Below are 12,022 nucleotides of genomic sequence, written 5' to 3'. Positions count from 1 at the left end.
GAAAGCGCTTCACCGAGAACGGAGAACAGTCATGGCCCAAGCCGCAGCCGTGGCGAAACCGCCCGCGCCACCCCGGCGGCGCCGTGCCTCCGCCACCCCGCGCAGGCTGCCGTATCTGCTGATCGCCCCGGCGGCCCTGCTGATGCTGGGCTTCATCGCCTACCCGGTGCTCAGTGTCTTCTACTACAGCCTGCAGAACTACAACCCCACCAAGCCCTGGCGGAACGGATTCGCGGGCCTGGACAACTTCACCCGGGCCTTCGCCCACGACCCGCAGTTCTGGGACACCCTGACCTTCAGCGCCAAGTGGGTCGTGGTGGAAGTCGGATTGCAGCTGCTGTTCGGTCTCGCCCTGGCGCTCATCGTCAACCAGACCTTCGTGGGCCGGGCGGTGGGCCGCGCGCTCGTCTTCTCGCCCTGGGCGGTCTCCGGCGTGCTGACCTCCGCGATCTGGGTGCTGCTGTACAACTCCCAGACCGGCATCAGCCGTTACCTCGCCGACGCGGGACTGGGCTCGTACGGCACCAGCTGGCTGTCGGACACCTCCACGGTGTTCCCGGCGGCGGTGGTCGCCGACCTGTGGCGCGGGGTGCCGTTCTTCGCGATCCTCATCCTCGCCGACCTCCAGTCCGTCTCCAAGGACCTGTACGAGGCCGCCGAGGTCGACGGGGCGAGCCGGCTCAAGCAGTTCTGGCACATCACCCTGCCCCACCTGAAGGACGCCATCGTCCTGTCCACGCTGCTGCGCGCGGTGTGGGAGTTCAACAACGTCGACCTGCTCTACACCCTGACCGGCGGCGGCCCGGCCGGCGAGACCACCACCCTGCCGCTGTACATCGCCAACACATCGGTCGACGCCCACAACTTCGGCTACGCCTCCGCCCTCACCACGGTGGCGTTCGTGATCCTGCTCTTCTGCTCGATCGTCTATCTGCGGCTGAGCAAGTTCGGAGGCGAGTCCAGGTGATCACCGAGATCGCTCCCGCTCCCGAGCGCGCGGCGGCCGAGCCCGCCCGGCCCGGAGGCAAGCGCCGCGCCTGGGACGAGGTCCCGCGCTGGCAGATCTACGTCCCGCTGACCGTCTACCTGCTGTTCACCCTGATCCCGTTCTACTGGATCCTGCTCTTCGCGCTCCGCCCGGCCGGCTCCACCTCCCTGGTGCCCTGGCCGATGACCTTCGAGCACTTCGAGAAGGTGTGGACCGAACGCAGCTTCGGCACCTACTTCACCAACAGCGTCTACGTCGGCCTGGCCACCCTGGTGCTGACCACCGTCATCGCGCTGGCCGGCGGCTACGCGCTGGCCCGCTTCGACTTCCGGCTCAAGCGCGGCTTCATGCTGGCGCTGCTGTGCTCGCAGTTCGTCCCCGGCGCGCTGCTGCTGGTGCCGCTGTTCCAGATCTTCGCCAACCTGCGGATGATCAACTCGCTGGGCAGCGTGGTCATCGCCGAGACCGTCTTCCAGCTGCCGCTGTCGATGATCCTGATCAGCGGGTTCATCCGGAACGTGCCCTACTCCCTGGAGGAGGCCGCCTGGGTGGACGGCTGCAACCGCCTGACCGGCTTCCGGATCGTGGTGCTGCCGCTGCTGCGGCCCGGCCTGATCGCCGTCGGCTCCTTCGCCTTCGTGCACGCCTGGAACCACTTCCTGTTCGCCCTGATGTTCCTCTCCGACCAGGGCAAGCAGACCATCCCGGTCGGCCTGAACACCCTGATGAGCTCCGACAGCGTCGACCTGGGCGCCCTGGCGGCGGGCGGCATCATCGCGGCCGTGCCCGTGGTGATCGTGTTCGCCTTCATCCAGAAGTGGCTGATCACCGGCTTCAGCGCGGGGGCGGTGAAGGGATGACACCGCGACACCTGCTCCCGGCGGCGGCCGGGGTCGGCCTGTTCCGTCTGCCCGCGCACGCCGATACGGCCCGGGACATCAGCCGGGACGTCCTCGCCGCCGACGACGGCTGGGCGGCCTACGGCACCGGCACCACCGCAGGCGCGGCGGCCGACGACGCGCACGTGTACACGGTGACCGACCGCACAGGGCTCGTCCGCGCCCTCGACGGCGGCAGCGACACCCCGGAGATCATCAGGATCGCCGGCACCATCGACGCCGACACCGACGACTCCGGCCGCCGGCTGGACTGCGCCGACTACGCCACCGACGGCTACCGCCTGAAGGACCACCTGGCCGCCTACGTCCCCCGCACCCGGGGCTCCGCCAGGCCCAGCGGCCCCCAGGAGGAGGCCCGGCAGGCCGAGCGGGTGCGGTTCACGGTCGGCTCCCACACCACCATCGTCGGCCTGGGCCGCGCGGTGCTGAAGGGGGCGAGCCTCCAGGTCAGGAACGCGGACGACGTCATCGTCCGCAACCTCGGACTCCGCGACGCCTACGCGATGCTCATCGGCGACAGCGACAGCGACAGCGACAGCGACAGCGACACGGCCACCGGGGACCGCGGCAGGCTCCGGGTCACCCTGCACCACGACCAGTTCGAGTCGGTCGTCCAGGCCGACCTGGTCAAGAGCTGGAACGGCGGCGCGCCGCACGCGAGCGGCACCCTGTGGGGGTCCCCCCGGACGAAGTCCGGGGGACGCTGTCCGGTCGACCTGCCGGCCCTCCACAACGACTACAACTCCGGCAGCGAGCGCGACCTGACGGCGGACGCCGGCCGGGCCCCCGTCCTGCACGGCGGGATCGACAGCGCGGCGCCGGCCGACCGGGCCGTGGCGCGCGGCGCGGGCGCGGGGAGGATCAGGTGACCGTACCCGTCGTCCTCGCGGGCGCCCGCGGTCACGGCCGCTGGCACCTGGACAACATCCGCCGGCTCCAGGCCCGGGGCGTGGTGCGGCTCGCCGGGATCTGCGAACTGACCCCGCTCACCGGGGCGGAGATCCCGGACGGCCTGGGCACACCGGAGCAGTCCGCCGACCTCGGGGCGCTCCTGGACGCCACCGGCGCGCGGATCGCCGTGATCTGCACACCCATCCCGACCCACACCGACCTGGCCCTCACTGCCGCCGCGCGGGGCGTGCACCTGCTGCTGGAGAAGCCGCCCGCGCCCTCCTACGCCGAGTTCCGCCGCATGGCCGACGGGGTCGCCCAGGCCCAAGTGGCCTGCCAGATCGGCTTCCAGTCGCTCGGCTCGCACGCGGTGCCCGCGATCCGCCGGCTGATCGCCGAGGGCGCCGTCGGCACGGTCAAAGGGGTCGGCGCCGCCGGGGCCTGGGCCCGCGACGAGGCCTACTTCCGGCGGGCCCCCTGGGCGGGCCGGCGGCGGCTGGACGGCGCCGACGTGGTCGACGGGGTGCTCACCAACCCCCTCGCGCACGCCGTCGCCACCTCCCTCGCCCTGCTCGGCACCACCCGCGCCGAGGACGTCACCGGCATCGAGACCGAACTGCTGCGCGCCAACGCCATCGAGTCCGACGACACCTCCTGCGTCCGCGTGCACACCCCGCGCGGACCGGTCACGGTCGCCGCGACCCTGTGCGCCGAGCACCCCGGGGAGCCGTATGTGCTGGTGCACGGCGACCGCGGCCGGATCACCTTCTGGTACAAGCAGGACCGGGTGCTGCTCCAGCGTTCCGGACACGGCCCCGAGGAGACCGGGTACGACCGCACGGACCTGCTGGAGAACCTGGCCGCCCACCTGGCGCACGGCACCGCGCTGCTGGTCCCGCCGGACGACACCGGCGCCTTCATGCGGGTCGTCGAGGCGATCCGCACCGCCCCCGACCCCGCACCCCTGCCGGAAACCGCCTGGCGGGCGCTGCCGGACGAACGCCGCCGGATCGTGCCCGGCGTGGAGGGCCTGGTCGCGGCGGCGGCGGACACCCTCGCCCTCTACTCCGAACTGGGCGCCTCCTGGGCCCTGCCGAACGAGGTGAGCACCTGATGACAGCCCACGACAGCCTGGTCCTGCGGGCCGCCGGCCGCCCGGTCGGCCGCTATGTCACCCGGCCCGACCTGCCCGCGCGGCTCGCCCCCCGCCCCTATCTGCACCCCGTCACCACCCTGGCCGGCACACCGGTCACCGAGGTGAGCCCCGCCGACCACGCACACCACCTCGGCGTCGGTGTCGCCGTTCCCGACGTCGAGGGGCACAACTTCTGGGGTGGCCGCACCTTCGTGCGCGACCAGGGACCGACCGAACTGGACAACCACGGGGTCCAGCGGCACACCGGCTTCCAGCTGTGCGACCCCGACGGCTTCGTGGAGGAGCTGCGCTGGGCCGCCGCCGGCACCGAGCTGCTGCGCGAGCGCCGCACGGTCGCGGCCACCGCGCTCACCGAGGCGGCCTGGGCGCTGGACTTCACCTTCTCCCTGACCAACGTCACCCCCGGCCCGCTGTCCCTCGGCAGCCCCGCCACCAACGGCCGGCCCGGCGCGGCCTACGGCGGCTTCTTCTGGCGGGCCCGCAAGGAGCCTGGGCCCCCGGAGGTCTTCACCGCCGACCGGGAGGGCGAGGCCGAGGTGCACGGCACCCGCGCCGACTGGCTCGCGCTGGCCGGCGCCGGCTGGACGCTGGCGTTCGCCGGGGCCACCGGGCAGACCCGCCGCGACCCCTGGTTCGTCCGGGCCGCCGAGTACCCCGGGGTGGGCTCCTCCCTGGCGCACACCGAGCGGCTGACGATCGCGCCCGGCGAGACCGCCGTCCGCCGGATCGTCACCGTCGTCGCCGACGGCCGCCCGGCCCGCGACGAGGTGGCCGCCCTGGTCCGCAAGGCGGTGGCCCAGTGAACGGGACCTACCGCAACCCGGTGCTGAACGCCGACTGGTCCGACCCCGACGTGGTCCGCGTCGGCGACGACTTCTACCTCACCGCCTCCAGCTTCGGCCGCGCCCCCGGACTGCCCCTGCTGCACTCCCGGAACCTGGTCGACTGGTCCCTCGTCGGACACGCCGTGGAACGCCTGGAACCGGAGGAGGAGTTCGCCCTGCCCCGGCACGACCGCGGGGTCTGGGCGCCGTCCATCCGGCACCACGACGACCGCTTCTGGATCTTCTGGGGCGACCCCGACCAAGGCGTCTTCCAGGTCAACGCGCCCGAGATCAGGGGCCCGTGGACCCGGCCGCACCTCCTCAAGGCGGGCAAGGGCCTGATCGACCCGTGCCCGCTGTGGGACGACGAGACCGGCGAGGCCTACCTCGTGCACGCCTGGGCCAAGTCCCGCTCCGGCGTCAAGAACCGCCTCACCGGCCACCGGATGCACCCCGACGCCACCTCGCTGCTCGACGAGGGCAAGGTGATCGTCGACGGCGACCGCGTCCCCGGCTGGTTCACCCTCGAAGGGCCCAAGCTCTACCGGCACGACGGCTGGTTCTGGATCCTCGCCCCCGCCGGGGGAGTGGAGACCGGCTGGCAGGGGGCGTTCCGCTCGCGCGGCTTCTTCGGCCCGTACGAGGAGCGGATCGTGCTGGAGCAGAAGGACACCGACGTCAACGGCCCCCACCAGGGCGGCTGGGTGCGCACCGCGGCCGGCGAGGACTGGTTCCTGCACTTCCAGCAGCGCGGCCCCTACGGCAGGGTGGTCCACCTCCAGCCGATGCGCTGGGGGCGGGACGGCTGGCCGGTCATCGGGGACGAGGGCGCCCCCGTCGCCGTACACCGGCGGCCCGCCCTCCCCGCGCAGCCGCCCGCCGCGCCCGCCACCGACGACGACTTCCCCGGCGGCCGGTACGGCCGGCAGTGGCAGTGGACCGCCAACCCCGGCGACGGCTGGGCCACCCAGCACTCCGGGGACGGGCTGCGGCTGGCCTGCGTCCGCTCGGCCGACGCCCACGACCCGCGGAAACTGCCGAACGTCCTCACCCAGCGGCTGCCCGGGCTGCCGAGCGCAATCGAGGCCGAGCTGCGGCTGGACGCCGGCGAGCCGGGCGCCCGCGCGGGACTCGTGGTGCTCGGGGACGCCTTCTCGTGGATCGGGCTGGAGCGCGGGGCCGACGGCACGGTACGGCTCGTGCACCGGTTCGCGGAGGCCGTCGCCGAGCGCGAGCGGGACGCCGGGGTGCCGTGCGTCGCGCCCGAGGGCCGGGTGCGGCTGCGGATCGAGGCCGGCCCCGGGGCGCGCTGCCGGTTCTCCTACGACCTCGGGGACGGTTTCCGCTCGTCCGGCCCGGTCTTCGCCGCCACGCCCTGGCGCTGGGTCGGCGCCCTGCTCGGCCTGTTCGCGGTCGCGCCCGAGGGACCCGGGCCCACGGGCTCGGCGACCTTCACCCGGTTCCGGATCACGCCCCTGTAGTCGCCCGAGAAGCCCTGTTGGGAGCGGCAATGACGCACATCCCTGGCAAGCGCTTGCCCCGTCCGGGCACCGTCCTGGCCGCCGTGACCGCCCTCGCCGCCACGCTCGGCCTGGGCCTCGCGGGCGAGGCGAAGGCCGCCGCACGGCCGGCCGTGACGCCCGCGCCGCAGGCAGCGCCCCCCGCGCAGGCCGCCGGCCCCTTCGGCGACGACCGGCCGCACGGCTTCGCCTCGCTGGCCGGCGGCACCACCGGCGGCGCCGGCGGGCGGGTCGTCACCGTCACCGACCAGGCGTCCCTCGCCCGCTACGCCTCCGCCCCGGAGCCGTACGTCATCCGGGTCGCCGGATCGATCGCGGTCGAGCCCTTCGGCTCGGACATCGTGGTCGCCTCGGACAAGACCATCGTCGGCGTCGGCGACACCGGCGAGATCGTCCACGGGGAACTGCACCTGAACCCCGGCACGCACAACGTCGTCATCCGCAATCTGACCATCCGGGACTCCTACGTCGAGGGCGACTGGGACGGCAAGACCACCGACTTCGACGCCATCCAGATGGACGGCGCCGACCACGTCTGGATCGACCACAACCGCTTCACGCACATGGGCGACGGGCTGCTCGACATCCGCAAGGACAGCCAGTACATCACCGTCTCCTGGAACCGGTTCACGCACCACAACAAGGCGCTCGGCATCGGCTGGACCAGCAATGTGCGCACCCAGATCACCATCGACCACAACTGGTTCTCCGGCACCAAGCAGCGCAACCCCTCCGCCGACAACTGCGCCTACGCCCACCTGTACAACAACTACCTGTCCGACCAGGTGGCCGACGGCGACCCGGTGTGGACGTACGGCAACTGGTCGCGCGGCCGGACCAGGATGGTCATCGAGAACAGCTACTACGACGGCGTCCGGCACCCCTACCAGGCCGACGCCACGGCCGAGCTGGTGCAGCGCGGCTCGATCCTGAGGAACACCAGCGGGCGGACCGACGAGCACGGCACCGCCTTCGACCCGCACGCCTTCTACGACTACCGCCCGGACCCGGCCGCCGCCGTCCCGGCCCTGGTCAAGCGCTTCTCCGGCCCGCAGCAGCGGATCGGCACCGTGCTGCGCGTGCCGGGCGCGTACCCGACCGTGCAGTCCGCGGTGGACGCCGTGCCCGACGGCAACGACGTGCCGGTGACGATCGCGATCGCCCCCGGGACCTACCGCGAGAAGGTGCACGTCCCGGCGGCCAAGCCCCACGTCACGCTGCTCGGCACCGGCCGCGACCGGTCCGACACCGTCATCGTGTACGACACCCCCGCCGAGTACGGCGGCTCCACGGGCAGCGCCACCGTCCGCATCGCCGCGAACGACACCACCGCCCGGCACCTGACCTTCGGCAACGACTTCGACGAGGCCGCCGTCGAGCTGAAGGGCGAGCAGGCGCTGGCGATGAAGACCACCGGCGACCGGATCGTCTTCGACGACACCGCGTTCCTGGGCAACCAGGACACCCTGATGACCGACAGCCCCCAGCTGACCACGACCAGCCGGGTCTACATCCGCGACGCGTACATCGAGGGCGACGTCGACTTCGTCTACGGGCGCGCCACCACCGTCATCGAGCGGTCGGTGATCCGGGCGCTGAGCCGGGGCTCCACCACCGACAACGGCTACATCACCGCCGCCTCGACCTGGAAGGGCAACCCGTACGGATTCCTGATCACGGACTCCAGGATCGTCAGCGACGCGCCCGCCGGATCCGTCCACCTCGGCCGGCCCTGGCACCCGGGCGGCGAGCCGGACGCGGTCGGCCAGGTGCTGATCCGGAACACCGAGCTGCCCGCCGCGATCAAGTCCGCGCCGTGGACCGACATGAGCGGCTTCTCCTGGAAGGACGCCCGGTTCGCCGAGTACCGCGACTACGGGCCCGGCGCCGGCGTCACCGCCGACCGGCCGCAGCTGAGCGACGCGGACGCGCCGTCGTACACCGTCGCCGACTACCTGCGCGGCACCGACGGCTGGGCGCCGTACGCCCGCCGCTGACCCGCCGACGACTTCGCACCCCCCCACACACACGCACCACCCTGTCCCCGCACGATCCAGCAGAAGAGAGCCGACCGATGAACAGCAGCATCCGCAGAAGCAGGCGCGCCGCCCTGGCCGTGGCCCTGGGCTCCGCCCTCGCGTTGACCGCCACCGCCTGCGGCGACGACGGCAGCGGCAGCGCGGGCGGGAAGGGGAACGAGGGCTCCGGCACGGGCACGATCACCTTCTGGGACAACAACGGCGGTGTCCGCACCGACGTCTGGAAGCAGATCATCGCCGACTTCGAGCACAAGTACCCCGACATCAAGGTCAAGTACGTCGGAGTGCCGGCCGCGAGCGCGCAGTCCAAGTACGACACCGCGATCCAGGGCGGCGGCCTGCCGGACGTCGGCGGCGTCGGCACGGCGATGCTGGCCGAGGTCGCCGCGCAGGGCGCGCTGGAGCCGCTGGACCAGCGGCTGGCCGACAGCCCGCTCAGCGGCAAGCTCAACGCCAAGTTCCTCCAGAGCGTGAAGGCGGCCGGCGGGGACGGCAAGACGTACACCGTGCCGACGTCCGCGAACAACGGCACGCTGTGGTACCGCACCGACCTGTTCCGCGCGGCCGGGCTGGAGCCGCCGACCACCTGGACGAAGTTCTACAAGGCCGCCGACAAGCTCACCGACAAGGACAAGAACGCCTTCGGGTACACCATTCGCGGCGGTGAGGGCTCCATCGCCCAGGCCCTGGACGCGATGTACGGGCAGAGCGGGATCACGTCCTTCTGGAACGGCGACAAGACCACCGTCAACGACCCGAAGAACGTGGCCGCGCTGGAGAAGTACACCGGCCTGTACAAGAAGAACACCCCGTCCGCCGACGTCAACAACGACTTCACCAAGATGGTCGCCCAGTGGGACTCCGGCACCATCGGCATGCTCAGCCACAACCTGGGCTCCTACGCCGACCACGAGAAGGCGCTGAAGGGCAGGTTCCGGGGCATCCCCAGCCCGACCCTGGACGACGGGACACGGGTGCAGGTCTCCAACCCGGTCGACGGGCTCGCCCTGTTCAAGTCCGGCAAGAACAAGGCCGCCGCCTGGAAGTTCATCGAGTTCGCCGCCTCCCACGAGTCCAACAGCAAGTGGAACGAGTCGGCCGGGTCGGTGCCGGCCAACACCGAGGCCGCGCACGACGCCTGGGTGCGGGCCAACGAGCCGGCGAAGCTGGCGGCCGAGGCGCTGGACGGGGCCGGCACGAAGATCGTGCAGCTGCCGTACTACCTGCCCGACTGGAACACCATCTCCAAGGCCGACAACGAGCCCAACTTCCAGAAAGTGCTGCTCGGCAAGATGAGCGCTAAGGAGTTCCTGGACCTGCTGGCCGACCAGCTCGACAAGGCCCAGGCGGACTGGAAGAACAACCACTGAGCCCGGACGGCCGTGGTCGTGGGGGACCGCGGGCCGGCCCGGCGTGGCCGGGCGCGCGGTTCCCCCGCACCCTTCCCCGTGTTCGAAAGGTACTGATCGTGTCCCTCACGCGCAGACAGGTCACGTCCGCCGCCGTCGCCGCCGTCCCCCTCGCCGGGCGGCCCCGGAAGGAGGCGCGGACCCTCTACCTCGCCGGTGATTCGACGGCCGCGCAGAAATACGCCGACGCCGCTCCCGAGACCGGCTGGGGCATGGCCCTGCCCTTCTTCCTCCACAAGGAGCTGACGGTCGCCAACCACGCGGTGAACGGCCGGAGTTCCAAGAGCTTCGTGGACGAGGGCCGGCTGGACGCCGTCCTGGCCGTGATCCGGCCCGGGGACCTCCTCGTCGTCCAGTTCGGGCACAACGACGAGAAGGCCACCGACCCCACCCGCTACACCGAGCCGTGGACGTCGTACCAGCGGTATCTGCGGCTGTACCTCGACGGCGCCCGGTCCCGGGGCGCCCGGCCCGTCCTCGCCACCTCCGTGGAGCGCCGCCGGTTCGGCGCCGACGGCACCGCCCAGCCCACCCACGGCGACTACCCGGCGGCCGTGCGGGCGCTCGCCGAGGCGGAGAAGGTGCCGCTGCTCGACATCCAGGCGCTGTCGCTCGCGCTGTGGCAGCGGCTCGGGGCGGAGGAGACGAAGACCTACTTCAACTGGACCGCCACCGAGCAGGACAACACGCACTTCAACCCGCCGGGCGCCATCGCCGTGGCCCGGCTCGTGGCGCGCGAGCTGCTGCGCACCCGGGTGCTGGCCCCGCGCGACGTCCGCCGGCTGGACGAGGACGTCCCGGCGTCCTGGATCACCTGGCCCCCCGCACCCGCGTCCTGACCCGCGCCACCGAGTCGTCAGCCGTCCCGGCAGTCGAACTGTCGGCCTGTCGAGCTGTCGAGCTGTCGAGCCACAAAGCCACCGAGCCACCGAGTCATCGAGGAGAGCCGCACAGTGCGTACACAGGGATGTCATGGACGGGTCATGAGCGCGCTGGTGGGCGCCACCGCCCTCGTCCTCGCCGTCACCGGCACCGCGTCCGCCCACCCCGCCCACCACACCGGCCCCGACCGGCAGGTGCTGGCCGCCCGGGACGGCTGGGCCGCCTACGGCACCGGGACGACCGGCGGGGCCGCCGCCGACTCCACGCACGTCTACACCGTCACCACCTGGGAGCAGTTCAAGGCCGCCCTCGCCGACGGCGGCAGCGCGCCGAAGATCGTCCGGGTGCAGGGCACCCTCGACGCCGACGGCCCGGGCTGCGACTCCTTCGCCGTGCCCGGCTACGACTTCGCCACCTATCTGAAGACCTACGACCCGGCGGTGTGGGGCCGCGCCACGACCCTCGACGCCGAGCCCGACGGCAGCCCCGAGGGCCTGCGCCGCGCCTCCGCCGCCCGCCAGGACGCCTTCATCAAGGCGGCCGTCCCCGCCAACACCACCATCGTCGGCATCGGCCGCGACGCCGGATTCAAGGGCGCCAGCCTCCAGATCAAGGGCGTCGACAACGTCATCGTGCGCAACCTGACCTTCGAGAGCCCCCTCGACTGCTTCCCGCAGTGGGACCCGACCGACACCGCCGACGGCAACTGGAACTCCGAGTACGACAGCGCCGTGGTGTACGGCTCGACCCATGTGTGGATCGACCACGACACCTTCACCGACGGCGACCACCCGGACAGCACCCTGCCGTCGTACTACGGCCGGATCTACCAGCAGCACGACGGCGAACTGGACGTCGTCAAGGGCGCCGACTACGTCACCGCCTCCTGGAACGTCTTCGAGGACCACGACAAGACGATCCTCGTCGGCAACAGCGACAGCGCGGCCACCGCCGCCGTCGACCGGGGGCACCTGAAGGTCACCTTCCACCACAACCTGTTCCGGAACCTGGTCGAGCGGGCCCCGCGCGTCCGCTTCGGGCAAGTGGACTCGTACAACAACCACTTCGTGGCCGGCGACGGCTACTCCTACACCTACGGCATCGGCATGGAGTCGCAACTCGTCGCCGAGCACAACGCCTTCACCCTGCCGGACGGCGTCCGGGCCGGTGCGGTGCTGAAGAAGTGGAAGGAGGCGCCGGTCACCACCGCCGGCAACTACGTCAACGGCAGCCCGGTGGACCTCCTCGCCGTCCACAACGCCGAGGTGCCCGGCGAGACCCTCCGGGCCGGCGCCGGCTGGACCCCCGAGCTGCGCACCCGGGTCGACCGGCCGCAGGCCGTCCCCGGCATCGTCGGCCGCCACGCGGGCGCCGGACACCTGCGCTGACCCGTTCCCGGCCGGGGCGCCCCGCG

At 72.2% G+C, this 12,022-nt stretch carries 10 protein-coding genes; all 10 read left to right on the top strand.

Annotated features, from left to right (window positions below; translation table 11 throughout):
• The first annotated feature begins 31 nt into the window (after positions 1-31).
• Complete coding sequence (locus IH25_RS0130360; RefSeq protein ID WP_030617810.1) at positions 32-967, top strand: carbohydrate ABC transporter permease; 936 nt, start codon at positions 32-34, stop codon at positions 965-967.
• A complete protein-coding gene (locus IH25_RS0130355) occupies positions 964-1,848 on the top strand; it encodes a carbohydrate ABC transporter permease (RefSeq protein ID WP_030617809.1) in 885 nt (294 codons plus the stop codon). The genes IH25_RS0130360 and IH25_RS0130355 overlap by 4 nt, the downstream gene beginning before the upstream one ends.
• Positions 1,845-2,756 carry a hypothetical protein gene (locus IH25_RS0130350; RefSeq protein WP_030617806.1) on the top strand — a complete coding sequence of 304 codons (912 nt, stop codon included), beginning with the start codon at positions 1,845-1,847 and terminating at the stop codon, positions 2,754-2,756. The genes IH25_RS0130355 and IH25_RS0130350 overlap by 4 nt, the downstream gene beginning before the upstream one ends.
• Entirely contained in the window at positions 2,753-3,892 is a 1,140-nt protein-coding gene (locus tag IH25_RS0130345; protein WP_030617803.1) for a Gfo/Idh/MocA family protein, read from the top strand. The genes IH25_RS0130350 and IH25_RS0130345 overlap by 4 nt, the downstream gene beginning before the upstream one ends.
• The gene (locus IH25_RS0130340; protein WP_030617800.1) at positions 3,892-4,737 is read left to right on the top strand and encodes a DUF6807 domain-containing protein; all 846 of its coding nucleotides are present in this window, start codon (positions 3,892-3,894) and stop codon (positions 4,735-4,737) included. Before IH25_RS0130345 ends, IH25_RS0130340 begins: the two co-directional genes overlap by 1 nt.
• Positions 4,734-6,239 (top strand): glycoside hydrolase family 43 protein, encoded by a 1,506-nt coding sequence (locus tag IH25_RS0130335; protein ID WP_030617797.1) that lies wholly within the window; start codon positions 4,734-4,736, stop codon positions 6,237-6,239. Before IH25_RS0130340 ends, IH25_RS0130335 begins: the two co-directional genes overlap by 4 nt.
• Positions 6,240-6,268: 29 nt before the next feature.
• Positions 6,269-8,275, top strand: coding sequence for a pectinesterase family protein (locus IH25_RS0130330; protein ID WP_030617793.1), 2,007 nt, complete (start codon positions 6,269-6,271; stop codon positions 8,273-8,275).
• Positions 8,276-8,352: 77 nt separating this feature from the next.
• Positions 8,353-9,687, top strand: a complete 1,335-nt coding sequence (locus IH25_RS0130325; protein WP_030617791.1) for an ABC transporter substrate-binding protein — start codon at positions 8,353-8,355, stop codon at positions 9,685-9,687.
• A gap of 98 nt (positions 9,688-9,785) precedes the next feature.
• Complete coding sequence (locus tag IH25_RS0130320; RefSeq protein WP_030617788.1) at positions 9,786-10,565, top strand: rhamnogalacturonan acetylesterase; 780 nt, start codon at positions 9,786-9,788, stop codon at positions 10,563-10,565.
• A gap of 114 nt (positions 10,566-10,679) precedes the next feature.
• Positions 10,680-11,996 carry a pectate lyase family protein gene (locus tag IH25_RS0130315; protein ID WP_030617787.1) on the top strand — a complete coding sequence of 439 codons (1,317 nt, stop codon included), beginning with the start codon at positions 10,680-10,682 and terminating at the stop codon, positions 11,994-11,996.
• The last annotated feature ends 26 nt before the right edge of the window (positions 11,997-12,022 follow it).

The organism is Streptomyces achromogenes subsp. achromogenes (assembly GCF_000720835.1).
Taxonomy (GTDB): domain Bacteria; phylum Actinomycetota; class Actinomycetes; order Streptomycetales; family Streptomycetaceae; genus Streptomyces; species Streptomyces achromogenes.
The sequence above is the reverse complement of the archived record's forward strand: the minus strand, read 5'-3'. Positions and strand labels throughout refer to the sequence as shown.